This window comes from Colwellia sp. Bg11-12 (assembly GCF_014076955.1).
Lineage (GTDB): Bacteria > Pseudomonadota > Gammaproteobacteria > Enterobacterales > Alteromonadaceae > Colwellia_A.
Window position 1 is genome coordinate 1 of record NZ_JACGUZ010000073.1, and the last position, 24,223, is coordinate 24,223.

A 24,223-nucleotide genomic window follows, 5' to 3' on the forward strand; every position below is an offset into this window, starting at 1 on the left:
ATTTGAACTGACGACCTTCGGGTTATGAGCCCGACGAGCTACCAGACTGCTCCATCCCGCGTCCGAATGACCTACAATAAGTAGGAAGCCCTAAAGGTTTTAATTCTCTTTAGAAGAATTGGTTGTGGCAGCCCATATCTTTGAAGAGTGAACTGACGACCTGATTTTATACTTATATCTTAAGTTGGTTGCGGGAGCCAGATTTGAACTGACGACCTTCGGGTTATGAGCCCGACGAGCTACCAGACTGCTCCATCCCGCGTCCGAATGGTTTAAATACTTCCAGTAAAGGATTTACTTAAACAAGCCATAACTGTTTTAATTCGTGTTATTAACGAATGCATTTCAAAAACATCTGCCCTTGAAAGCGAGGCGTATCTTAAGGATAGTTACATCATATTGCAAGGCGTTTCTTTAACATTTTTACATCTATCAAAAAACGGCTTTAAATTGCCCTAATTGTAGACTAAAAGCTGTTTTAATGACCTTTTATTGCAGGTCAACACCGTTATTGAAAATATTTTAAAATATATATCGGAGAATATGAGTGTTTTATACATGTCTCTATATAAGTAGTTAACGTCTTTGTTTATAATCGCGGTCATAAATCGGTCTGGAAAACACTCATGCAGCAATTTTTAGCATTAACATCTCCTGGTATAGAAATTTTATTAGCCCAAGAGCTAAAAGATTTAAAAGCATCACAAGTCGTGCAAAAGCCTGAAGGCGTATATTTTACAGCGACAATTGAAGAAGCGTACAAAATTTGCCTTTATTGTCGTTTATCAACGCGAATTTTATTAAAGCTTGCCGAAGGCGATGCTATGAATAAAGACCAGTTGTTTGCAACAGCAACAACCGTTAATTGGTCAGAGCAATTTTCGAGTAACCATACCTTTGCTATTGATTTTGTCGGTTCAAGTGATGAAATTAGAAATACACAATTTGGCGCACTTACTATAAAAGATGCTTTAGTTGATCATTTTCGTGATCAAGGCATGGACAGACCTTCTGTTGATAAAAGCGCTCCGGATATTAGTTTCCAAGCACGTTTGTTAAGAGATAACGTCGTTATTTATCTCGACTTTTCAGGGCGTAGTTTATTTAAGCGAGGTTATCGTGAACATTCTGGTGCAGCACCATTAAAAGAACATTTAGCTGCTGCTATTATTACCCGTTCAGGTTGGTTAGACGATACATCTAAGCCGCTTGTTGATCCAATGTGTGGCTCAGGAACTATTCTAATTGAAGCGATAATGATGGCTGCTGACTATGCACCAGGTATCGACAGAGTAAAGTGGGGCTTTGATTGTTGGTTAGGTCATCAACTTTACCCGTGGCAAGCACAGTTGACACAAGCTAAACAAAAATCACATTTAGGCCTTGAGCAATTAAAGGCGAAGGTTTTTGGTATAGATATCGACAGTCGAGTGATAAATACCGCACAAGTTAATGCGCGTAATGCTGGTGTACAGAAATTTATTGAGTTTTCATGTAAAGATATTAATGCGCTTAATAATGGTTTTGGTCACAACGGAACGTTCTTACTTAACCCTCCTTATGGCGAACGTATCGGTGAATTACCTGAGCTTGTAGAAAACTTTGTTTTATTAGGTCGTAAACTTAAAGCACAGTTTGTTGACTGGCGTATTGCAATTTTAACGGCGAATGTTGAATTGCTTTCTATGATGAAACTTGCCAGTCATAAACGCTATAAATTTAAAAATGGTCCTTTAGATTGTCAGTTAGCACTTTATAACGTTGATGAAAAACAAGCTTCAGGGCAAAGCAATGATGCTGAGTTTGAAGATAAAGATTCAGATTTTGGCAACCGCTTATTGAAAAATAAAAAGAATTTAAAAAGTTGGCTTAAAAAAGAGCATATTGAATGTTACCGCTTATACGACGCTGATATTCCAGAATATAATGTTGCGGTTGATGTTTACGGTGACTACTTAGTTATCCAAGAATATTCAGCACCTAAGATTATTGAAGAAAGTAAAGTAGCTAAACGTTTGCAAGAAGTTATTTATTTTGCACCTAAGGTACTTGGCGTACCTACCGATAAAGTCATATTAAAAACCCGTGCTAAGCAAAAGGGTAGCGACCAATATCAGCGTGTTGATCAAAGTAAGCAGTCAATGATTATTACTGAACATGGCGCAAAATTAAAAATAAACCTGTGGGATTATCTCGATACTGGCTTATTTTTAGATCACCGTAAAACAAGACAAATTGTTGCTCAAAAATCAAAGAATAAAACATTACTCAATTTGTTTGCCTATACCGGTTCTGTTTCCTTACAAGCAGCACTTCATGGTGCAGCAACAGTTACAACTGTTGATATGTCGAATACTTATTTGAATTGGGCACAAGAAAACTTTGCGCTAAACAAATTGTCTGGTCATAAGTACCAATTTATTCAAGCAGATTGTTTAACGTGGTTAAAAGAACACAGAAGCACTTACGATGTTGTTTTTGTTGATCCGCCAACTTTCTCAAATTCAAAACGTATGGAAGACAGCTTCGACGTACAAAGCGATCATGTTTCACTTATCACTGACGCGATGAAATGTGTTGCTGAAAATGGTGAGCTGATTTTTACCAATAATAAGCGAAACTTTAAAATGGATTTCGACGCAGTAGCCGCTTTAAACTTTGAGGTTAAATCAATCTCTGAGTTAACGCGTGATAAAGATTTTCAGCGCAATAAGCATATTCATAACAGCTGGTTAATTACCCGTAAAAAAGTTAATAAATAATGACCGTATTATTTCACTTATATAGTAGTGAAGGTTGCCACCTTTGTGAGCAAGCTTTAGCACTAATCGCTAATGTAATTCCCGAACACCAACTTAGGGTAGTCGATATTATTGATGGCGATGAAGGAAGTGAAAATAACTTAGTAAAATTATACGGTGTTCATATTCCCGTATTAGAGCGTCTGAGTGACAATACAACGTTATTCTGGCCTTTCGAACAATCACAAGTAGTAGAGTTGAGATAGCCCATGGAATTAATCCGAATAGCTCAAGGCGAATTAGCCTTTGGTGAAGACAGTATTTTAGACAAATCAGACTTGACCGTAAAAACGGGCGAAAGAGTGTGTTTAGTTGGTAAAAATGGCGCAGGTAAGTCGTCATTAATGAAAGTGTTAATGGGTAAGCAAAACCTTGACGATGGTCAAATACTGATGTCGAGCAATATTAAGTTAGCGATGTTAGAACAAGATCCACCAGAGTCATCTGACATGAGCGTTTTTGATTATGTTGCTCAAGGTGTTGCAGAAAATGCAGAATTGATTAAGCAATATCATCATATCATTCATATTATTGGCGAAGACCCTTCAGAGAAAAATCTGAATAAGTTATCGAATGTTCAACAACAGCTTGACCAAGCTAATGCTTGGCAAGACGAACAGCGTATCGATAAAGTATTAACCACGTTAGCGTTAGAAGCTGACAAAATGATTTGCGACCTTTCGGGTGGTTGGTTAAGAAAACTTGCACTCGCTAAAGCTTTAGTCAGTGAACCTGATGTGTTACTACTCGATGAGCCTACTAACCATTTAGATATTAGTAGTGTGTTGTGGTTAGAGCAGTTCTTGAAAGACTTTAAGGGCACGATCATATTTATTAGCCACGATAGAGCATTTATTCGTGGTTTAGCAACCCGTATTTTAGACTTAGACCGCGGTCAATTAGTAAGCTATCCAGGTAACTATGATCTTTATATAGAACAAAAAGCCCATGACTTAGAAGTTGAGTCTACGCAAAATGCGCTTTTTGATAAGCGCTTAGCTGAAGAAGAAGTATGGATAAGACAGGGTGTTAAGGCTCGTAGAACCCGAAATGAAGGTCGAGTTCGCTCTCTAGAAAAATTACGTGTTGAACGCCAAGAGCGTCGTGAAGTTAAAAAGCAGGGTGATATTAATATATCAACAGGCGATCGCTCAGGTAAGTTAGTGTTTGAATGTGAAAACTTGCATATGGCTTTTGGTGATAAAACTATTTTCAATAATTTAGATTTACTGATTACTCGTGGTGATCGTTTAGCACTTATTGGCGCAAACGGCACGGGTAAGTCAACGTTAATTAAATTAATCATGGAACAACAACAACCATCGTCTGGAAAAATGCGAGTGGGTGTTAATTTAGATGTTGCCTATTTTGATCAACATCGTGATGCATTAGACTTGAATATGACTGTTCAAGATACTGTTGCTGAAGGTAAACAAGAAGTGACTGTTAATGGCGTAACACGCCATGTATTGGGATACTTGCAAGACTTCTTATTTAGCCCAAAACGTGCTCGAACTCCTGTAAGAGCATTATCAGGTGGTGAGAAAAACCGTCTGTTATTAGCACGTTTATTTTTGAGACCCAGCAACTTACTTATTCTCGATGAGCCAACTAACGATCTAGATATAGAAACTTTAGAATTATTAGAAGAAGTCGTTGCAAATTATGCAGGAACCGTTATTTTAGTTAGCCATGATCGTGATTTTGTTAATAATTGTGTAAACACTTGCCTTTACTTTGATGGAAGTGGTCAAATAACAAATATTGTCGGCGGTTACGACGATGTTGATAGTTATTTAGTTTACAAAGCTGAGCAGCGTAAGCAGTTAGCAGACGGTGTAAAAACAGCACCGACTTCAGCTAATGAAAGTAAGCCAGCTGTTAATACGTTAGCTAAAAAAAAAATGTCGTTCAAAGAAAGTCGTGAATTAGAAGCGCTCCCTGAACAAGTTGATGAGCTTGAATTATTAATTAGTTCACTGCAAGAACAGGTAAATGACGCTAACTTTTTTGCTCAAGATAGTGATAAAACAAAAAATATATTGAACCAGCTTGAAGAAAGTGAGTCAAAACTCGAAATCGCTTTCGCGAGATGGCAAGAGCTAGATGAATTATAACAAGAAATGAGAGTTAAGTAGTTATATGAACAAATTTGTAAAATCGGTATTAGTGTTAGGCATTAGCAGTACTTTAAGTGTATCAATGACACATGCAGCTAAATATGAAGTTATCGATAAAGGTGGCATTAACATAGTTAAATATAGTTATGCTCAGCAAGAAAATAACCAAAGTCAAATGGCTATTTCTGGCTCAGATCTTTATAATTTTCCTGTGCAATTTCAATATTTCGATGAAGTAGATTTTGACAATATTGTAAGATTAGCGGATCTGCAGTATGAAAATGTTTATGCCTTAAATAACATTGAAGATGAAATTGCTTTAAGAGCTGGTACCCCCACGGCAAACGATTTATCTTGGGTTGTTCGATTTTTAAATAGCCAAGCCAGTAGTAGCTTGTATCAAAAAATTGGTGGCATTGTAGCGATGCGCAACTTAACAGGTAATGCCGGTGATACTGAAGATTTTGTTGTATTTGACCAAAACTTTCCTAACACTACAACGTTAACACGCTCAACGGTAAATTTTGTTAATGGTATTACTAATGACGGATGGATTTACGGTAATGGCTCTGCACCATATATCCCAGTAGATTTTACTGAAAGTGATGGTGATGAAGTTGTGCATTGGGTGCGTGATTTCACTACTCGTGCTTTCTTTTCTCCTGATGCTGGTGAAACTATTATTGAATTAAAGCCACCTACGGAAGATGACAGCATTGCTGAAAACTTACGTTTTGGTGGGGAGTCTGCGATATTAGATATTAGTGAATCTTTATTTGCTGTCGGCTATGCAAGTACCAGCATAGATCAAAATGCCATTGATTTTATCACTGATGAAACAGGTGGTTGTGCTGATCCTAACGTACTTGACGATATTCCTTTTAAGGTGTGTATTCAAGGTGCTATTGATAACATGTACAATACCGAGGCTATTTTGTGGACACTTAATGCCGACGGTCCTACATCGGCAAAAACTTTAGGTCACTTAGTTACTCCAAACCCTGAAGATCAGCGTGAATTTGTTAATTACGCTCAAGCGATAAATAATCAAGGTGTGGCTGTAGGCTTTGCTCACGGATGGTGGGATGAATCTGAAACAGACCCAAGTATTAATGAACAACGTCAACTTTATGCTGTTGTTTATAAAAATGGTCAAGTAAAAGATTTTACTGAAGACCATAGCGAATTCTTTGATTCTCGCGCATACGGTATAAATAACGCAGGTATTGCTATTGGCCATGTTAAAACGTTTGTGAATGGTAGTTTACGAACTAAATTTTTCCATGTAGACACCAACGATTTTGATGGTGTTATGGAAATGATAAGACCGGACGATTTCTTTAAAGGTTCATCAAGCACTGCTCGTGCGATTAACGAAAACGGTATTATTGTTGGTGAAGGTGAAGTTGAAACGCATAATGACAGTGCAAATGCTCCTCGTCGTAAACATGCTTTTATGTATGATATTGCCAGTAAAAAGTTTACTGATCTTAACGATTTCCTCACCTGTACGTCTGATTACACGATTATTGAAGCCCGTGATATTAACGACAATAATGAAATAGCAGCTTCTGCCTTGATTAAAGTTCCGCGTCTTGATTCTAAAGGTCAACCGGTACTTGATACAACAACAGGCGAACAGCTTGTCGAAGATGTTGTTCGTGCTGTTACGTTGAAACCTATAGCGGGTGAGATTGAAGACTGTTCAGCCGTTGAAGAGAAAGTAGAAAGAGAAGGAGCCGGTTTAGGTTTTATTAGCTTTTTTGCTTTATTAACTTTTGGCTTTACACGTAGGTTTTTTACAAAAAACTAAGTTTTGCTTTAAAATATCTTATTAGGTCTAGATTAGTGATTAATCTAGACCTTTTTTATGCGACACTATTAACTGAAATTTTTACCTTAACCGAAAAATTCACATGAATATCTCTGAAGAAGAAAGAAACGCTGTTTATAAAACTATCTTTTCCCGTCGTGATGTTCGTAGCGACTTTATCAAAGAAACGATCCCTGAAGACGTTTTAAAGCGCGTATTAACGGCTGCTCATCATGCTCCTAGTGTTGGTTTTATGCAACCGTGGGACTTTATTGTTATAAATGACAATGAGACAAAACAGCGGATTAAAAATGGCTTTGATCAAGCAAACTCAGCTTCAAAAGCAATGTTTACTGATCATAAGCAAAGACAGTATCAAAAATTTAAACTTGAAGGTATCTTAGAAGCACCGATCGGTATTTGTGTCACTTGCGATAGAGAACGAAATGGCCCAGTAGTTTTGGGGAAAACCATCAAACCTGAAATGGACTTATACAGTGCGGTTTGTGCAGTACAGAATTTATGGCTTGCCGCCAGGGCTGAAAATTTAGGTGTGGGTTGGGTAAGTATTATCGAAGACAACATTCTAAGAGACGCTTTAGATATACCTGAAAAAATCGAAATTATTGCCTATCTGTGTATTGGCTATGTCACACATTTCAAGGATAAACCTGAGCTAGAAAGTGCAGGGTGGTTGCCCAGACGTACAGTCGATAAAGCAATACACTATAATAAATGGTCAGCCGAAAAAATTTAACATTAAAAATTGGAGTACATCATGGCAGAAGAAACTATATTTTCAAAAATAGTCAGACAAGAAATACCAACCCCCTTACTCTATCAAGATGACCTTGTTACTGCATTTAGAGATATAACGCCAAAAACAAGTACACATGTTCTTATTATTCCTAATAAATTAATTCCTACGATTAATGATGTAACCGAAGATGATGAACTCACTTTAGGTCGAATGATCACTGTAGCCAAAAAAATTGCCAAAGAAGAAGGCATTGCAGAAAATGGTTACCGTCTTATTATTAATTGTAACGAACATGGTGGCCAAGAGGTTTACCATATTCATATGCATTTAGTGGGTGGGCAACATTTGGGTAAAATGTTAGCGATATAAACACTCTCTTTATTTTATTTAAAATAAATGAGATAAGTCGCTGAAATGCTACGCTCAATGGCAATGCGTGAAATGCAAAGCTACCCCATAATTATCGTAATATATTCTATTGGTTATACTGTGTGAATTGGAAAGAATTATTAGAAAACAAAAATCGACTGTTTTGGCTGGTACATAGCTCAAGTTGGTTTGGTTTTGCTTTAGTACATTATTTAGGGTCATTGTTACATGATCCTCGCGATATTTTTGTCGTTATTATTTTTTTAAATGCTTACGCAGGCTGGCTCTTTACTGTACCTCTACGATATCTTTATCGTAGAGTTTGGAATTTTAGCCCAGCAAAAATAGCGGTTGTTGTTATCGTTGCGTCTTATCTGGTGGGTGTTCTTTGGCAAGTTGTCAAAAACATTAATCATTGGGAAATATATAAACACGGTTACCGACCTGATTTTTGGCTGTATTACACAACAAACAGTGTTTATTCATTTTTTATTATTTTGAGCTGGAGTGGTTTATATTTCGGTACTAAATACTATCAAATGCTGCAAAAAGAAAAGCAAAATGTATTAGAAGCAAATAGTGTTGCTCATCAAGCTCAGCTTAAAATGCTACGCTATCAATTAAATCCACATTTTCTCTTTAATACCCTTAACGCAATTTCTACCCTTATTCTGGTGCAAGAAAATAAAATAGCGAATGGTATGGTGACTAAATTAAGTGAATTTTTACGTTACTCTCTTGATAAAGACCCAATGAAAAAAGTCACTTTAAACAGCGAATTACAAGCACTTAAATTGTATTTAGATATAGAAAAAGTGCGCTTTGAAGACCGATTGTGCGTAGAATTTATTGTTGCTGTCGACTGTGAAAGTGCATTAGTACCTAGTATGATATTACAACCGATTGCTGAAAATTCGATTAAATATGCTATTGCTTCTCAAGAAGATGGTGGCACAATTAAAGTAACCGTAACGCGCTTTGCTAATGATTTGCTATTAGAACTTGCAGACAATGGCCCTGGTGCTGAAATTAAAAATGGCAATCTATACCGCGAAAATGGCGTTGGTCTTGCAAACAGTCGTGAAAGATTATCAGCATTGTATGGTAATGATTTTTCTTTGGTTGTTGCCAATAATAAACCAAAAGGTGTTAAAGTGAGCATCCGAATGCCCTATGAACTAGAGACAAATACATGACAATGCTTCTTTCAACAATCATTGTTGATGATGAACCTTTAGCAAGAAAAGGTCTTGCAGTAAGATTAGCTGATCACAAAGACGTTGATATTATTGCACAATGCCATAATGGTCGTGAGGCACTTGAAGCTATCCGTGCCTATGAGCCTGACTTAATGTTTCTTGATATTCAAATGCCTGGGCTCAATGGTTTCGAAGTTGTACAAGCTATTATTGAACAAGGTTTAAAATTACCGATAGTTATTTTCGTTACTGCATTTGATCAATACGCATTAAAAGCGTTTGAAGTTCACGCACAAGACTACCTGCTAAAACCTGCTGACGAAGGTCGCTTAGCAGAGTCGATGAACAAGGTACGACAGAGACTTATCAGTACAGAAAATGCGGCACATAAAAATAAACTCATTCAGTTAGTGAGTGATGTTACCGGTAATGACTGTGAAAAAATTCTAGAAGAGTTAGCAAACAATCAGCCCGTAAGCTTATCGTCATATTCTGATATTTTGGCTATTAAAGATGCTGGAGAAGTTAGCCGAGTTCCCGTCAAAGATATCTTATGGATTGATGCTGCAGGTGACTACATGTGTGTTCACACGGATACTACCACTCATATTTTACGTAAAACAATGAAACAGCTTGAAGAAATTTTAGACCCTAAACAATTTGTTCGTAGTCATCGCTCTACCATTGTTAATAAAAATTATGTGGATAAATTTTGTAGCCAACTTAATGGCGAATATTATTTAGTGATGAGCAACGGTAAAGAATTAAAAGTGAGCAGAAGTTACAAAGAAAAGGTTAAACACGCGGTAGGGATATAAGCTAAACAATAAAATATAGCCTCGACTTCCCCTAAAAAAAGGCCCTTCATTTTAAAAGGGCCCGATAACAAAACCTGATGTTAACACACCAAATTATTTATACTTTCTTATGTTTTATCGCACTTGTTGGATAGCCAAAGAGTACCTTCATTTTAGCTTTGAAGCCTTTAGCATTAAGTGTAGTTTTAATTAAGTAACGCCATTGATGAAAGGTGATCGTCAACGGGTTATTACTCTTCAATTGTCCGACAATGCCATATTTACAAGGTTTTGATGGCTCTTCTTCAGCATAAGTACCAAATAATTTATCCCAAATAATAAGCACGCCTGCAAAGTTTTTGTCTAGGTAACCTTTGTTTATTGCATGGTGAACCCGATGATGGGATGGGGTATTAAATATTTTTTCAAACCAACCTAACTTATTTACTATTTGTGTATGAACAAAAAATTGATAAGCCAAATTAAGTGCGACGACGGTAAATACCGTAATAGGGTCAAAACCTATTAGTATCATTGGCAGCCAAAATAACCACATTCCTGCAAGTGGGTACATCAAGCTCTGCCTAAAGGCGGTGGAAAAGTTCATTTTGGTAGAACTATGATGCACTACATGTGCTGCCCATAACCAATGAATATGGTGTGATGCTTTATGAAACCAATAATATAAAAAATCTTGTAATATAAATGCAGAAAACACACTCAAGACTGTAAGTTCTATGTCGAATACCCGGTAGGTATAAAGCCAATAAAAAAAAGGCATTAATACCAGTAAGGCAATTGCATCCGCACCTTGATGCATAAGGGCGAGAGCGGTATTGGCTAGGCTGTCTTTTATATCGTAATAGCGGCGATATTTAATAAATTCAAAACTGACAAAAACAATAAAGATCGGACTCAGTGCAAGCAAAATAATTTCTATTGTCATAGGGTCTTGCCTTTGAAGTGAAGCGCTATTTTTTTAAGAGCTTGAGTGACATCTTTTTTAATCAAAAAGCTCAGCACAAAACTCGGTAGCCACCAGGGAGCTTTACAACTTATATGGTAGATAACTTCAGTTGTTGGGATAGCTGTTATCTTATTTAAGCAAAAATAAATATCGCCACGGTGGTCGCTAACCGGTTTATTTCCGACTATTTTGTAGTGAATATGTTGGTTATCAGCACTTATTATTTCTTCTTTAAATTTAACGCCGAGCATACTTATCTGTCTAATAGCGCCTTTTCCGCCTTTTATTTCGCCATTATTTTGGTTTTTTATCAGTGAGAAGTCCGCATCAAAAAAACGATTCAACTGATCATGTTCCAGCAAGATAGTGCTTACTTGTGAAGGCGAAGCGATAACGTTCTGTTTTAAGGTTATTGATATCATTTTTATAACGACAACTATCTATAGCTTTCACTAGTATATAAAAAACTTCCGTGGCAGACTTGCTTTTACACGACCATTTTTTAGCTTTAGGCGACAAATGAACACACTTGCCGATCATTACTTTTCAAGCAGCCTAGATTACCTTGAAACTCTAGGGCTGAACAGTCAGCGTGTTTTGCTCGCTATTAATTTTACAGAATACTCCAATAAACAGACACAACAGCTAGCCCCGCGTATTAGTTTAGCGAGCTATAATGCACTTCTTGAGTATGCCCAACAGACCTTAGGTGAGCCATTATTTGGTTTCATGCTAGGTCAACAAATTAGGACTGCTGATTTTGGTGTACTGGGCTATCTAATAGAATCGAGTAATAACTTAGCGAGCGCAATTACAGCGCTTCTTAATTATGACAGGTTGGTCGCCGATATAGGAAAAGCACAATTTGAACAGCAAGAAGATTTTGCTGTTATTCGTTGGTTGCCTGACCCAAATTGTAACCCACAGGTGGTGCTTCGTAATATGACCGCTTGGGTAGGTGTTATTCGCCAATTACTTAACCTGCAGTTATCACCCAGTTGTATTTTTTTTACGCACGCTTGGCATGGTACTGAGCAATTAAGACTCTCTAATTGGTTTAAATGCCCGGTTGAAACGAATGCTCAATACAATCAAATAACATTCCCTAGCAGTTATTTAGCGTTGCCCTTTAAAACTGACAATACACACATTAACCAAGCGCTCAAACAAGTATCGGCCCAGCAACTTTCGCGCTTTAAAAGCCAACAGCGATTAACTGAAAAAATTAACCATTTATTGATGGCCAAACATGATTTAGACGACTGCAGCTTATTACGTACAGCAAGTGCATTAAACATGACTTCTAGAACAGTTCAGCGCTACTTAAAACAAGAAGAAACCTCGTTTGTTAATTTACTTGAATACGAACGAAAAAGACGACTGTTGCTGTACATAGGCAAATATCCCTTAAGCATCATCGCGAGTAAACTAGGCTTTAACGACCAAAGTTCTTTTAATCGTGCATTTCAACGTTGGTATGGGTGTAGCCCATTGTATTATCTTAAGCATAAATTAATAGTGTAGCTAATGCTCTGCTGTTAAAAAAAACCTTTGAGATAATAAGAGTTAAACATCGCTCTAAGGAACCGCTTGTCTAGATAACGGCTTGGACCTTACATTAAAATATTACTTTTTGTTACATGTTGACTAGTTGATTAAGACTCTCTAAATTAGTGTCGTATCAAATTTGCACGTAAATAGTGTCGGTTTTTTCGGGTTTTATTACGGAGCATTAAACATTATGGAAAATATAGGGAGGTTTATCATTATTCAATAAAACGTAAGGTATATAAATGAATTATAAAAATAATATGGCAGCTTTATTACTCTGCACTGTTAGTCACTATGCTACGGCAGATGTTACTAATGGTAGTTTTGAAACATGGCTCACTGGCTCTCCTTCGGGCTGGACCACCATTGATTCTGGTATAGGTGTAAACAAGAATACCCTTATCGTTCAAGAAGGCTTGAGCTCCGCTGAAATCACGGTCAATACAAGCACTCAAGGCTCAACCGACATGCAGCAGTTTGTTAGTGTTGTCTCAGGTCAAAACTATGACTTTTCTGTTTGGATATACCATACAGAAGGCAACATTAAAGCGCGTTTGTACATTGATGGCTATCAGGGCTATTCTGATGAAAATTTAGTTAATCAATGGCAACAAATTACCTATAACTTCACCGCAAGTACCACGTCAGATATTGCTGTTGGCCTTCGCTTCTATGACCTTGCTGGTTTTGATGGCTCCGAAATTGTTTATGTCGACTATTTTCAACCAACGCAAGTATCAGGTAGTAACAGCTGTAGCAGCAACGATGTTGTTTTTAGTTTAACGACAGACAATTACGGCTATGAAACTAGCTGGACCTTAACCAACAAGAGTAACCAACAAGTTGCGAGCGGTAATAATTATGAAAGTTCAACAAGCTATAATGAAAGTTATTGTTTAGCTGATGATGATTATACTTTCATTATTGATGACAGTTACGGTGATGGTATCTGTTGCACCTATGGTAATGGCTCTTATGAATTTTCTCTTGCGGGTACTTCATTAATAAGTGGTAGTGATTTTAGTTCGAGCGAAACTAAAAGCTTCAGTTTAGGCAATATGGGTAGTGTAACGGGCAACTATGTTGGTACTTATTATGATGGTATTACAGCATCAGCCGGTTATCCCTTAAAAACACAGCTTTATAATCTAATTAAAGACCACGCAAACCAAGGTTATTCAGCACTATGGACCTTCTATGAAAACCATTCACTGGATGTTTATTTTGAAAATGATGGTTCAATTTTAGATATCTATTCTGAGGATCCTCTGTCAGCCGACAATTATAGCTTTACTAAGATTACTGATCAGTGTGGTAACTATAGTGGTGAGGGGGGCTGTTATAACCGAGAACATACGTTCCCTAAAAGTTGGTTTGGTGGCAAGGTTGAACCGATGAATTCTGATGTCCATCACATTTATGCAACCGACGGTTTTGTTAACTCAAAACGTGGTGGTTTTCCTTTTGGTGAAGTGGCATCGGCATCTTTCACTTCAACCAATAACAGTAAACTTGGCTCTTCAACGACAACGTTAGGCTATAACGGTACTGTCTTTGAGCCGATTGACGAATTTAAAGGTGATTTAGCGCGCGCACAATTTTATATGGCAACGCGATATGAAAATTTGATTAGTAGCTGGCAGAATAATTCAGTTTATGGTGATGCTATTTTAGATGGTAGCAGTAACAGAGTATTTGAATTGTGGCAATTAGACATGTTAATGCGCTGGCATACCAATGACCCTGTCAGCCAAAAAGAAATCGACCGTAATGAGGCTGCACTTGGGCATCAAGGAAATCGTAACCCTTTTGTTGACCATCCTGAGTATGTTGACCGTATTTGGGGAAGTAATTAAAAGGTTTTCTATATGAAATATTCGACTTAGAAAATAACATAAGGCATTTTATCAAACGGTGAAATGCCTTCCTATTTAGTGATGCCACAACCTTTAAGAATGATCTGAGTGAGGGTTTTGGCCACTTGCTCAAAATCTTCATTGGTTAATTTATCTTTATTCATTGCAGCAGTAACCTGTGGAGAAAAGTCAGCATAATGTTGCGTTGCTCCCCATATTGTAAAGAGTAAATAAAGTGGGTCAACGTTATCCATTTTTCCTAGCTTAATCCAGCCTTCAATCGTCGCTTTAACTTCATCTACCCAAGTCTTAAAACTCGTTTGTAAGTAGTTCTGTAATCTAGGTGCGCCATGAATAAATTCACTGGCAAAAATGCGGGAAGCTTCAGGATTCGTCTTTGAATACATTACCTTAGCAAGAATATAATCACCTAAAACTTTAGCCGGTTCTTCAGTCGATGTAATAATAGATGAGTCCCATAACGAGAGTATTTCTAATAAAATATCAGAATAAATAGCTTCTTTATTTTTATAATAGTAGTGAACATTTGCGCGAGGGATCCCCGCACGTTCTGCAATACCTTTTATAGATGCTCCCTTAAAACCATGTTCTAAGAAATCTTGTTCGGCGGCTTTTAAAATGATGGATTGATTTTTTTTTCTTACTCGCCCTGCAGATGAAGTGTTTTGGTCTTTATTTTTTATTATTGGCATATTAATCAATCATTTTTGCTCAATCTATTCAATGTGGCAAATATAAGCTATTTCAGCAATAAAGTTAATACTCAATAGGCGGATTAATTTTATCAAAATCATTTATTACTTGACACTGGTGTCAGCTTATTTCTATTATGTAAATTAAAATAGCTAAAATTTAGTGAAGTTATTGCTAAAAGACGAATAAAAATTCGCAAAATTGGTCATGTTCTTCTGTAAATTAATTCTATGTGCCAGAGTCTTTGTCGTTGAAGTTCTTAAAAATAATAAATTATATCCGCATAAACCTAAGCTTACAGGCTTTATGGTTGCAGTGCTGAGTGAGTTTAAAGGCACATTTTTACTTACTGTGAGGCGCTTAAAATGCGCGAAAATATTAGCAGTAAACCGTCAGTTAAAATTTGGTTAAAGAACTAAAGTTACAATAGAAAGTTTGATTAAATTTTGTAATGCATACTTGTAAAGGTTAAAGCACTATGTCAGAAAATAACATTCAATTTTTGCTAAATAACGAGCTTACCGTCATAGAAAATTGTGACCCTAATATGACAGTGCTCAATTATTTAAGACAAGAGTTAAGTCGAAAAGGAACTAAAGAGGGGTGTGCCTCAGGCGATTGTGGTGCTTGTACCGCTGTGCTTGTGGAAGTTGCGACGAAAGAGAATAATCAGTCAACGACCGAAAACCTTAGTTACCAATCTATTAATACGTGTATTACTTTTTTATCGGCGCTTCATGGCAAACAATTACTAACCGTTGAAGATTTACAACAAGGTAATAAATTACATGTTGTTCAGCAAGCGATGGTTGATTGTCATGGTTCTCAGTGCGGCTTTTGCACCCCCGGTTTTGTTATGTCACTTTTCTCATTAAAGAAAAACTTAGCGCAAACTTCCTTTACCGATGCTACTACTGAATCTTCATCGTCTGATCTCAACCTAAGCTTAGACAATGACATAGAGCATGGATTAGCGGGTAACTTATGTCGCTGTACAGGATACCGTTCAATTACTGATGCAGCAAAGCAAGCTTGTAATAATGATGAGGTAGATCAATTCGACCAAGATAAATTAGCCACTATTAATACACTGAAAAATATTTCAAAGCAGCAAGAAACAGTCGTACTTCACAATAACGATAAAAGTCTTTACCTGCCCAGTACCCTTGATAAATTAGCCCAACTTGTTGAAAAATTTCCGCAAGCAAAGTTATTAGCGGGTGGCACTGATTTAGCATTAAGTGTTACTCAAAACATGGCGCAAATTCAAACCATGATTGCGATGGGTAATGTTAGCGAACTTGCTCAAATCAAAGAAACTGAAGATATGCTGTCTATTGGTGCAATGGTCAGTTATCAAGACAGTCATGCTTTATTAACCAAGCACTATCCTGAATTTGGTCAAATGCTTTATCGACTTGGTTCTACGCAAGTCAGAAACTCTGGCACGTTAGGGGGGAATGTCGGTAATGCTTCTCCTATCGGTGATACGCCACCGGTTTTAATCGCCTTAGGTGCAAAACTCGTGCTGAGAAAAGGACAACGTACTCGCGTAGTATCTGTTGAAGATTATTTTGTTGATTATAAAGTCACTAAGCTTGAAAGCGGAGAATTTATTCAACGTATTGAAATCCCTAAAGCGGTGAATAAAAAACACTTAAAAGTATTTAAAATTTCCAAACGTTTAGATGATGATATTTCAACCGTGCTCGCTTGTTTTTATATCGAATTTTCTCACCAAAAAGTGTCAGACATTAAAATTGCTTTTGGCGGTATGGCGGGAATTCCTAAACGTGCTTTTACTTGTGAACAAGCATTAATGGGCAAAGTGCCAAACGACCAAAATATTGCTTTAGCCATGGAGGCGTTAGCAACAGACTTCTCTCCTTTATCTGATGTTAGAGCGAGTAGTGAATATCGTTTACAAGTGGCAAAAAATTTAGTCAGAAAATGTTTTTATGAACTAGAGCAGACGCATGCGTCGACGCGGATTGAAACGTTTGAAACTAATACCTTTGAAGCAGAGAAGTTGAAAGTAAATGGAGTTACTCATGCGTAAATTGACTGATGCAGATAAGCAAAAAAATAAGAAAAGCAATACAGGTGCAGTAGGGCGCTCTACTAAGCATGAAAGCGCTGAAATGCACGTGACCGGCAAAGCTGTTTACACTGACGATAAGTTAGAGTCGTTAGGACAACTGCACGCAGCCGTAGGTATGGCAACCATTGCCAGTGGTAATATTACGGCGATAGATTTGACCGCAGTACGTACCGCAAAAGGTGTTATGGCGGTTATTACGCTTGATGACATTGTCGGCCATACAGACATTGGCCCTGTTTTTCCGGGTGATCCGATATTAACAAACGATGTTGTCGAATTTTATGGTCAAGCTATTTTTGCAGTGGCAGCAACAAGTCATGATCTCGCTAAACAAGCAGTAGCGCTTGCGAAAATTGAGTATAAAGAAACTAAGCCTGTGCTTAGTATTGATGAAGCGTTAGCGGCCAAAAGTTTTGTTAGACCGCCACATAGTATGAAAAGAGGAAATAGCGCAATCGCAATTAAGCAAGCTAAGCATAAACTTAGTGGTAAAATTGCTATTGGTGGACAAGAACATTTTTATCTTGAAGGTCAAGTTGCTAGTGTTATTCCAACCGAAGATGGCGGTATGACCGTTTATTCATCAAGCCAACATCCCGCTGAAGTACAAAAGCTTGTTGCTGAAGTTTTAGGTATTCCCTTTAATCGTGTCGTTGTCGATATGAAACGCATGGGTGGCGGCTTTGGTGGCAAAGAAACTCAAGCTGCTGGTTGGGCTTGTTTAGCGGCTGTGCTAGCTAATAAAACGCAAAAAGCAGTAAAAATTCGCCTAAACCGTTCAGACGATATGATGATGACAGGTAAGCGACACCCCTTTGAAAATCACTATCAAGTGGGCTTTAACGATCAAGGTATTATTGAAGGAATTGATTTAACCGTTAACGGTAATTGTGGTTACTCGCCTGATTTATCAGACGCTATTGTTGACAGAGCGATGTTTCATGCCGATAACGGGTATTACTTGGACCAAGTGAGTATTACTGGCAATCGTTGTAAAACAAATACCGCGTCTAATACTGCTTTTCGAGGTTTTGGTGGACCACAGGGCATGATGATCATTGAATGCGTAATGGACGACATTGCCTATTCTCTAGGATTAGATCCTTTAGCCGTTCGTAAAGCGAATCTTTATGGCACCGATGATCGCAATATTACGCCGTATCATCAGCAAGTTGAACACAATAATTTAAGCGAGATGATATCAAAACTTGAAGCAAACGCTCGATATACTGAACGTCTTCAAGAAATAGCGGATTTTAATGCTAGTAGTAAATTTCTTAAAAAAGGCCTTTCACTTACGCCTGTTAAATTTGGTATTTCGTTTACTGCGCAGCATTTAAATCAAGCAGGCGCGTTGATTAATATCTATACCGACGGTAGCGTAGACGTAACGCACGGCGGCACAGAAATGGGCCAAGGGTTACATACTAAAATCGCACAGATAGTTGCTCAGGTTTTTGGTATTGATGTTGATAACGTAAAGGTCTCTGCAACCCGAACCGACAAAGTACCTAATGCTTCACCAACTGCCGCCTCTTCAGGGACAGATCTTAATGGTAAAGCCGCTCAAAACGCCGCACAAACTATTAAGCAAAGATTGATTGATTTTGCGGTTGAGCATTTTAAAGTAGACAACAACGATATTACTTTTAGTGAAGATGCTGTTGAAGTAGGTAAAGACAAAATCAGTTTTGTTGAACTGGTTCAAAAAGCGTATTTTGCTCGTGTTTCCTTATCGTCAACTGGTTTTTACCGTACACCTAAAATTCATTACGATAGAGAGAATGCAACAGGTAGGCCTTTCTTCTATTTTGCGATGGGTGCATCAGTATCTGAAGTAATAATCGATACGCTAACGGGTGAATACAAATTATTGCAAACCGATATTTTACATGATGTTGGAGATTCTTTAAATCCCGCCATCGATATTGGCCAAATTGAAGGCGGTTACATTCAAGGTGTCGGTTGGTTAACCTCAGAAGAATTGCATTGGAATGATAAAGGACGTTTGTTAACAACGGGACCTGCAACATATAAGATCCCTGCGATTAGTGATGCACCTAAAGTATTTAATGTTGAGTTGTTAAAAGATTCGCCTAATCGTGAAGCAACAATTTACCACTCTAAAGCGGTTGGCGAACCTCCGTTTATGTTGGCTATTTCGGTATGGTCAGCATTGCGAGCAGCCATTGCTAATTCTGTTGATGTTAAAGACAGAGTTAAAGGCGTTATTCCATCTCTTGATACACCTGCTACACCAGAGCGAGTTTTGAAAGCTGTACAATTGATAACAGCGCAACAGCGGATTGTTGAAAATGGATAATCGTCAACGTTGGTCTGAAGCTGTTAGCTTATTAAAGGCTAAAGGTGAAGCATTTGTACTGCTTACTATTATTGGTGTTCATGGCTCTGCGCCAAGAAATTCGGGTACAAAAATGGTTGTTACTGCCAAGTCGACTTATGACACGATTGGTGGTGGGCACTTAGAATTTAAGTCTATCGCTATTGCACATAAATTATTAGCCGACAAGGATGAAAATCAACATATTGAACATTTCTCATTAGGTGCCACGTTAGGACAATGTTGTGGTGGTGATTGTACGGTTTTGTTTGAAAGCTTTGCGGCGTGTAAAACTCAAATAATGCTCTTTGGTGCAGGGCATGTAGGTAAAGCGTTAACGACTATACTGGCTGATTTGCCTTGTCAGGTAAAATGGGTAGACAACCGTGAAGCACAATTTCCAGCCAAAATGCTTAATAATTTCCCTCATAATGTTGAATGTATTGTCAGTGACAACCCTGTTGACGAAATTGCAAATATGCCAGCAGGCAGCTTTTTTATCATCATGACGCATAATCATCAATTAGATTTCGAACTTTGTCAGGCGCTATTAAAGCGAGGTGACTTTGCATACGCGGGTCTTATTGGTTCTGAGACAAAATGGAAGCGCTTTCAGCACCGTTTAAAACATAGAGAATTCAGCCAAGAAGCAATAGAACAACTCAAGTGTCCTATTGGCTTAAGCGAAGTCCCGGGTAAACGACCTATGGAAGTTGCGGTATCTATTGCTGCTGAAGTTATTGGTTTATATCAAAAAGATGACAATGCTAGTCATCACTCAAGTAAGGCTCAAGGCATTAGTTTTAAAGCGTTAGCACCGTTACTCAATAGCGGCTCTAACCTTAAACGTGCGGATCTTAAAAGTGAAAATTTTAAAAATACTAGCCAAAACAATAATGAACCTATACTCAGTAAATCGGTTACGGAGAAGATAAATGAATAATTTCGCACTGCGCTCAAAACGTGTGATCACACCAAACGGTGTAAAAGCTTTGACCCTTATTATTAATAACGGCTTAATTGATACCTTACTACCTTACGAATGTGAAGTTGAATGCGAGTTAATCGATCACGGTAATTTAGTGATAATGCCGGGGTTAGTTGATACTCATGTACATATAAACGAGCCCGGACGTACAGACTGGGAAGGCTTTAACACAGCTACACAAGCAGCCGCAGCTGGCGGTATTACAACATTAGTTGATATGCCACTTAATTGTATTCCAGCAACCGTTACAAAAGAAGCATTAGACATTAAACTGCAAGCGCTTAAAGGAAAACTTTGGGTAGATTGTGGGTTTTGGGGCGGCGTTATCCCCCAAAGTCTTGAGAACAATGGCGCACAATTAGATGAATTGTTGAGTGCTGGCGTTTTAGGCGCAAAAAGTTTCTTAATACATTCTGGTGTAGATGAATTCCCAAATGTTAGCGGTGAAGACGTTAAAAAAGCACTACCGATTATGGCAAAACATCAGGTGCCATATTTGATCCATGCTGAATTAGATAAAGCGCATAACGAACCACAGGAAATTGGCGATAAATACCAAAGTTTTCTCGACTCTAGACCAAGGTCATGGGAGAACGACGCTATTGATCTAATGGTCTCGTTGGGCGAAGAAGCTAAAGCGGAAGGGGTTGATGCTCACATCCATATTGTGCATTTATCATCAAGTGATGCATTAGAAAAAATCATTTATGCCAAAAAAGCAGGCCTGAAGTTTACCGCGGAAACGTGCCCTCATTATTTGACGCTGTTCTCCGAAGAAATTCCTGATGGAAAAACCCTTTTTAAATGTTGTCCGCCGATACGAGAAGATGAAAACAGACAAAAACTTTGGCAAGCATTAAAGGCCGGTGATATTGATTTTATTGTCTCTGACCATTCTCCTTGTACGCCTGAGTTGAAAAAAATAGACTCTGGCGACTTAGAGAGTGCGTGGGGAGGAATCTCCGCACTACAATTTGGTTTACCTTTAATTTGGACGGAAGCAAAACAACGCGGTTTTACTTTATCAGACATCAGTCATTTAATGTCGACAGCAACGGCTCAATTCGTTGGTTTAGATGACAAAAAAGGAAAAATCGCTGTAGGCGCTTATGCAGACATTTTAGTATTCGATGATGAAAAAGAAGTCATTATTAGTAGTGATATGATCAAACATAAACATAAAATCACCCCTTATGTTGGTAAAAAAGTAACGGGCGAAGTCAGCAAAACTTATCTCCGTGGCCAACTGGTTTATAGCGAGCAAGACATTATCGGTCAACCTCAAGGTAATACTTTGTTGAAACATAACTACTAATACGCGCGTTAAATAAAAGCTAAATTTAATAATAAAAGCATTAATGAAAGAGAATTTAAATGAATGATTTAACCGTAAACACTTCAGATACAAAAAGTATTGATACTTTATTGGACACTATAACCAGTAACTATGTTGATTTAGCGTCAAAACGTATTGGTGGAGAGACTATCGCGTGTAGTGATGATTTCTTTGCAGAAATGGAAAACTTACTTAAGCCTGGTCGTGGCATTTTTATTGACGATAAATATACAGATCGTGGTAAATGGATGGACGGTTGGGAATCACGCAGAAGCTATGGTCGTGACAATGGTCGAGCATTCGATTGGTGTGTGATCCGCCTTGGTACCCCAGGCATCATTAAAGGCGTAGATGTAGATACTAATTTCTTTCGTGGTAATGCACCTGCACAAATAAGTATTGAAGGCTGTATTTCAATAGGTAACCCTGATGATAATACACAATGGACAGAAATATTAACAAAGCATGAGACTCATGCGCATAGCCAAAATATATTTGCCGTGCAAAGCGATCAAGTTTGGACACATGTACGTTTGAATATTTTCCCAGACGGTGGTGTTGCAAGATTCCGCGTTTATGGTGAAGTTGTCGCTGATTGGCAGCAATTTTTAACAGGCGAGTTAATTGATGTTGCGGCCATTACCAATGGTGGTAAAGCCCTGTTATGTAGCGATATGTTTTTCAGTGATAAAAATAATTTAATTATGCCGGGTCGTGGTAAAGATATGGGGGATGGTTGGGAAACTAAACGTCGCCGAGACCCCGGACCTGACTGGATCATTATTGAATTGGCGAAAGTCGCTCAAATCAAAAAAGTACTCATTGATACCTGCCACTTCAAAGGTAACTTCCCTGACACCTTCAAGTTAGAAGGTGCTAATGCTGAAAAAAGCATAACGGCTTTAGATGAAATGAAATGGCAAACTATTATCGACCAAACAAAGCTTTACGCTGATAGAGAGCAGTGGTTTGTTGTCGACGATAATAAACAGTCTTTTAGTCATGTCAGATTAAATATCTACCCTGATGGTGGTGTTAGTCGAATGCGCATTATGGGCTACGTAGGGTAACTAATGAATATGAAAATTTCTGCGTTAAATAAATTACAACCTGAAGAAGCAAAACTTGCCTTTTTGCAGTGCTGTACGGCTAATGCCTGGGTTGAACGAATGATTGCAGCCATGCCATTTAGCAGTTTCGATACTCTGTCTGCGCAAGCAGATATCAATTGGCAAGGCTTAACGGAAGCTGATTATTTGCAAGCTTTTGAAGGGCATCCCAAAATTGGTGATGTATCAAGTTTAAGAGAAAAATATCGCTCAACAGAAAAAATAGCAGCGGGTGAGCAATCGGGAGTGAACACAGCAACAGAAAAAACGTTAACTCAGTTAAAGCAATTAAATGATAACTATCAAGAAAAATTTGGTTTCATTTTTATTGTTTGCGCCACCGGTAAAACAGCGTCACAGATGTTAGAAACATTGAGTCAACGTATTGTTAATGAAAGATCAGAAGAAATCATCAACGCAGCAGAAGAGCAAAGAAAAATTTTGCAGATCAGAATTGAAAAAATGATCGAAACGCCTGTGACTATAAACACTGCTTCAAACGTAAAAGAGATATAAAACGATGAGTCAAATAACTTCGCATGTATTAGACACAAGTCGCGGTAAACCCGCCGCAGGTATTACCATTTCACTGTTTGAACGTAATAATGAAGGAGAATGGTTGCTATTAGCACAAGGTAAAACAAATGCTGATGGGCGAGTACCTGCTTTACTTGAACAAAATCGGGTATTGCCTGCTGGGAGTTACCGCGTTCATTTTGCTATTAGTGATTACTTTAGCGCGCTGAACGAGCAAGCCTTTTACCCTTACGTTGATATTGTTTTTAATATTAGTGGAGATGGTGACCATTACCATATTCCCTTATTGCTGACGGCTTTTGGTTACTCAACCTATCGTGGTAGCTAGTATGGAGTTACATGCTAAGCCACTTACCCGAGAGGCATTTGAACCTTTTGGCGATGTTATTGAAGTCAGTGATGATGCTGAGAAAATATCGATTAATTATGGTCTAACCGAAAGGTTTCATGCATTAACTTCCCTTGATGTTACCGATGAAGCAGGACAAGGCATTATCAGTGTTTTTCGTTCATCGCCAAAAGCATGTTGTGAAATTAATGATAAGAAAGGGCAGTTAACGATTGATTGTATGGAGCGTCATCCCTTATCTAGTCAAGCATTCTATCCTTTGTCTGCTAACGCTTACCTTGTTGTGGTTGCACCAAAGGGCGAATTTGACGTGACCAAGCTTCAGATCTTTATTGCCCAAGGAAACCAAGGTGTTAATTACCATAAAGGTACTTGGCATCACTATAGTTTAGCCTTAGGTAAAACGTCTGACTTCTTAGTTGTTGACCGACAAGGTGTCGGTAAAAACTGCGATGAAGTTACGTTAGAAAATACAATTACCATTCATTTTAATTTAGACAACAGGAACTATTAAG

The 24,223-nt window shown here is 38.0% G+C and carries 21 protein-coding genes and 1 tRNA gene; 18 read left to right on the forward strand and 4 right to left on the reverse strand.

The genetic code is table 11. From position 1 onward, the window contains the following. Window positions 1–185: 185 nt before the first annotated feature. Window positions 186–262, reverse strand: a tRNA-Met gene (locus H4J39_RS12505). Between the two features lie 364 nt (window positions 263–626). On the opposite strand from H4J39_RS12505, the gene rlmKL reads away from it, so the two are divergent. The 8 genes from rlmKL to H4J39_RS12545 all read left to right on the forward strand — a co-directional run bounded on the left by rlmKL (window position 627) and on the right by H4J39_RS12545 (window position 9,880). Then, complete coding sequence (gene rlmKL, locus H4J39_RS12510; RefSeq protein ID WP_182228758.1) at window positions 627–2,762, forward strand: bifunctional 23S rRNA (guanine(2069)-N(7))-methyltransferase RlmK/23S rRNA (guanine(2445)-N(2))-methyltransferase RlmL; 2,136 nt, start codon at window positions 627–629, stop codon at window positions 2,760–2,762. Beyond that, window positions 2,762–3,007 (forward strand): glutaredoxin family protein, encoded by a 246-nt coding sequence (locus H4J39_RS12515; protein ID WP_182228759.1) that lies wholly within the window; start codon window positions 2,762–2,764, stop codon window positions 3,005–3,007. Before rlmKL ends, H4J39_RS12515 begins: the two co-directional genes overlap by 1 nt. Before the next feature lie 3 nt (window positions 3,008–3,010). Continuing rightward, window positions 3,011–4,918 (forward strand): ABC transporter ATP-binding protein, encoded by a 1,908-nt coding sequence (locus H4J39_RS12520; protein ID WP_182228760.1) that lies wholly within the window; start codon window positions 3,011–3,013, stop codon window positions 4,916–4,918. A gap of 25 nt (window positions 4,919–4,943) precedes the next feature. Continuing rightward, complete coding sequence (locus H4J39_RS12525) at window positions 4,944–6,734, forward strand: DUF3466 family protein (RefSeq protein ID WP_182228761.1); 1,791 nt, start codon at window positions 4,944–4,946, stop codon at window positions 6,732–6,734. 103 nt (window positions 6,735–6,837) lie between these two features. Beyond that, entirely contained in the window at window positions 6,838–7,491 is a 654-nt protein-coding gene (gene bluB / locus H4J39_RS12530) for a 5,6-dimethylbenzimidazole synthase (protein WP_182228762.1), read from the forward strand. Between the two features lie 21 nt (window positions 7,492–7,512). Next, on the forward strand, window positions 7,513–7,863 hold the full coding sequence (hinT, locus tag H4J39_RS12535) for a purine nucleoside phosphoramidase (protein ID WP_182228763.1): 351 nt from the start codon (window positions 7,513–7,515) through the stop codon (window positions 7,861–7,863). A 122-nt stretch (window positions 7,864–7,985) separates the two neighbouring features. After that, window positions 7,986–9,059 (forward strand): sensor histidine kinase, encoded by a 1,074-nt coding sequence (locus tag H4J39_RS12540; protein WP_182228764.1) that lies wholly within the window; start codon window positions 7,986–7,988, stop codon window positions 9,057–9,059. A gap of 2 nt (window positions 9,060–9,061) precedes the next feature. Then, window positions 9,062–9,880 carry a LytTR family DNA-binding domain-containing protein gene (locus tag H4J39_RS12545; RefSeq protein ID WP_182228800.1) on the forward strand — a complete coding sequence of 273 codons (819 nt, stop codon included), beginning with the start codon at window positions 9,062–9,064 and terminating at the stop codon, window positions 9,878–9,880. Between the two features lie 97 nt (window positions 9,881–9,977). On the opposite strand, the gene H4J39_RS12550 is transcribed toward H4J39_RS12545, so the two are convergent. Next, window positions 9,978–10,805 carry a sterol desaturase family protein gene (locus H4J39_RS12550; RefSeq protein WP_182228765.1) on the reverse strand — a complete coding sequence of 276 codons (828 nt, stop codon included), beginning with the start codon at window positions 10,803–10,805 and terminating at the stop codon, window positions 9,978–9,980. After that, window positions 10,802–11,170 (reverse strand): SRPBCC family protein, encoded by a 369-nt coding sequence (locus tag H4J39_RS12555; RefSeq protein ID WP_310649753.1) that lies wholly within the window; start codon window positions 11,168–11,170, stop codon window positions 10,802–10,804. The genes H4J39_RS12550 and H4J39_RS12555 overlap by 4 nt, the downstream gene beginning before the upstream one ends. 175 nt (window positions 11,171–11,345) lie before the next feature. Between H4J39_RS12555 and H4J39_RS12560 the strand changes: the two genes are divergently transcribed. Together H4J39_RS12560 and H4J39_RS12565 are read left to right on the forward strand one after the other, a co-directional pair. Beyond that, entirely contained in the window at window positions 11,346–12,350 is a 1,005-nt protein-coding gene (locus tag H4J39_RS12560) for an AraC family transcriptional regulator (RefSeq protein ID WP_182228767.1), read from the forward strand. Between the two features lie 269 nt (window positions 12,351–12,619). Further along, complete coding sequence (locus H4J39_RS12565) at window positions 12,620–14,233, forward strand: endonuclease (RefSeq protein ID WP_182228768.1); 1,614 nt, start codon at window positions 12,620–12,622, stop codon at window positions 14,231–14,233. 71 nt (window positions 14,234–14,304) lie between these two features. On the opposite strand, the gene H4J39_RS12570 is transcribed toward H4J39_RS12565, so the two are convergent. Continuing rightward, window positions 14,305–14,946, reverse strand: coding sequence for a TetR/AcrR family transcriptional regulator (locus H4J39_RS12570; protein WP_182228769.1), 642 nt, complete (start codon window positions 14,944–14,946; stop codon window positions 14,305–14,307). A gap of 479 nt (window positions 14,947–15,425) precedes the next feature. On the opposite strand from H4J39_RS12570, the gene xdhA reads away from it, so the two are divergent. Genes xdhA through H4J39_RS12610 form a run of 8 tightly spaced genes read left to right on the forward strand, consistent with a single transcriptional unit; the run spans window position 15,426 to window position 24,222 of the window. Then, a complete protein-coding gene (gene xdhA / locus H4J39_RS12575; protein WP_182228770.1) occupies window positions 15,426–17,006 on the forward strand; it encodes a xanthine dehydrogenase small subunit in 1,581 nt (526 codons plus the stop codon). Next, window positions 16,999–19,371, forward strand: coding sequence for a xanthine dehydrogenase molybdopterin binding subunit (gene xdhB / locus H4J39_RS12580; protein WP_182228771.1), 2,373 nt, complete (start codon window positions 16,999–17,001; stop codon window positions 19,369–19,371). Before xdhA ends, xdhB begins: the two co-directional genes overlap by 8 nt. Beyond that, window positions 19,364–20,332 (forward strand): xanthine dehydrogenase accessory protein XdhC, encoded by a 969-nt coding sequence (gene xdhC / locus H4J39_RS12585; RefSeq protein WP_182228772.1) that lies wholly within the window; start codon window positions 19,364–19,366, stop codon window positions 20,330–20,332. Before xdhB ends, xdhC begins: the two co-directional genes overlap by 8 nt. Further along, complete coding sequence (allB, locus tag H4J39_RS12590; protein WP_182228773.1) at window positions 20,325–21,692, forward strand: allantoinase AllB; 1,368 nt, start codon at window positions 20,325–20,327, stop codon at window positions 21,690–21,692. The genes xdhC and allB overlap by 8 nt, the downstream gene beginning before the upstream one ends. 59 nt (window positions 21,693–21,751) lie before the next feature. After that, window positions 21,752–22,783 (forward strand): allantoicase, encoded by a 1,032-nt coding sequence (gene alc, locus H4J39_RS12595; RefSeq protein WP_182228774.1) that lies wholly within the window; start codon window positions 21,752–21,754, stop codon window positions 22,781–22,783. Window positions 22,784–22,786: 3 nt separating this feature from the next. Further along, complete coding sequence (gene uraD, locus H4J39_RS12600; RefSeq protein ID WP_259368835.1) at window positions 22,787–23,338, forward strand: 2-oxo-4-hydroxy-4-carboxy-5-ureidoimidazoline decarboxylase; 552 nt, start codon at window positions 22,787–22,789, stop codon at window positions 23,336–23,338. A 4-nt stretch (window positions 23,339–23,342) separates the two neighbouring features. Then, window positions 23,343–23,687 (forward strand): hydroxyisourate hydrolase, encoded by a 345-nt coding sequence (uraH, locus tag H4J39_RS12605; protein WP_182228775.1) that lies wholly within the window; start codon window positions 23,343–23,345, stop codon window positions 23,685–23,687. 1 nt (window position 23,688) lies between these two features. Then, complete coding sequence (locus tag H4J39_RS12610) at window positions 23,689–24,222, forward strand: ureidoglycolate lyase (RefSeq protein ID WP_182228776.1); 534 nt, start codon at window positions 23,689–23,691, stop codon at window positions 24,220–24,222. The last annotated feature ends 1 nt before the right edge of the window (window position 24,223 follow it).

Bases quoted from the DNA above. Each gene is read 5' to 3' on its own strand.
- rlmKL (WP_182228758.1), top strand. From the start codon at position 627: ATGCAGCAATTTTTAGCATTAACATCTCCTGGTATAGAAATTTTATTA.
- H4J39_RS12515 (WP_182228759.1), top strand. From the start codon at position 2,762: ATGACCGTATTATTTCACTTATATAGTAGTGAAGGTTGCCACCTTTGT.
- H4J39_RS12520 (WP_182228760.1), top strand. From the start codon at position 3,011: ATGGAATTAATCCGAATAGCTCAAGGCGAATTAGCCTTTGGTGAAGAC.
- H4J39_RS12525 (WP_182228761.1), top strand. From the start codon at position 4,944: ATGAACAAATTTGTAAAATCGGTATTAGTGTTAGGCATTAGCAGTACT.
- bluB (WP_182228762.1), top strand. From the start codon at position 6,838: ATGAATATCTCTGAAGAAGAAAGAAACGCTGTTTATAAAACTATCTTT.
- hinT (WP_182228763.1), top strand. From the start codon at position 7,513: ATGGCAGAAGAAACTATATTTTCAAAAATAGTCAGACAAGAAATACCA.
- H4J39_RS12545 (WP_182228800.1), top strand. From the start codon at position 9,062: ATGCTTCTTTCAACAATCATTGTTGATGATGAACCTTTAGCAAGAAAA.
- H4J39_RS12550 (WP_182228765.1), bottom strand. From the start codon at position 10,805: ATGACAATAGAAATTATTTTGCTTGCACTGAGTCCGATCTTTATTGTT.
- H4J39_RS12560 (WP_182228767.1), top strand. From the start codon at position 11,346: ATGAACACACTTGCCGATCATTACTTTTCAAGCAGCCTAGATTACCTT.
- H4J39_RS12565 (WP_182228768.1), top strand. From the start codon at position 12,620: ATGAATTATAAAAATAATATGGCAGCTTTATTACTCTGCACTGTTAGT.
- H4J39_RS12570 (WP_182228769.1), bottom strand. From the start codon at position 14,946: ATGCCAATAATAAAAAATAAAGACCAAAACACTTCATCTGCAGGGCGA.
- xdhA (WP_182228770.1), top strand. From the start codon at position 15,426: ATGTCAGAAAATAACATTCAATTTTTGCTAAATAACGAGCTTACCGTC.
- xdhB (WP_182228771.1), top strand. From the start codon at position 16,999: ATGCGTAAATTGACTGATGCAGATAAGCAAAAAAATAAGAAAAGCAAT.
- xdhC (WP_182228772.1), top strand. From the start codon at position 19,364: ATGGATAATCGTCAACGTTGGTCTGAAGCTGTTAGCTTATTAAAGGCT.
- allB (WP_182228773.1), top strand. From the start codon at position 20,325: ATGAATAATTTCGCACTGCGCTCAAAACGTGTGATCACACCAAACGGT.
- alc (WP_182228774.1), top strand. From the start codon at position 21,752: ATGAATGATTTAACCGTAAACACTTCAGATACAAAAAGTATTGATACT.
- uraD (WP_259368835.1), top strand. From the start codon at position 22,787: ATGAATATGAAAATTTCTGCGTTAAATAAATTACAACCTGAAGAAGCA.
- uraH (WP_182228775.1), top strand. From the start codon at position 23,343: ATGAGTCAAATAACTTCGCATGTATTAGACACAAGTCGCGGTAAACCC.
- H4J39_RS12610 (WP_182228776.1), top strand. From the start codon at position 23,689: ATGGAGTTACATGCTAAGCCACTTACCCGAGAGGCATTTGAACCTTTT.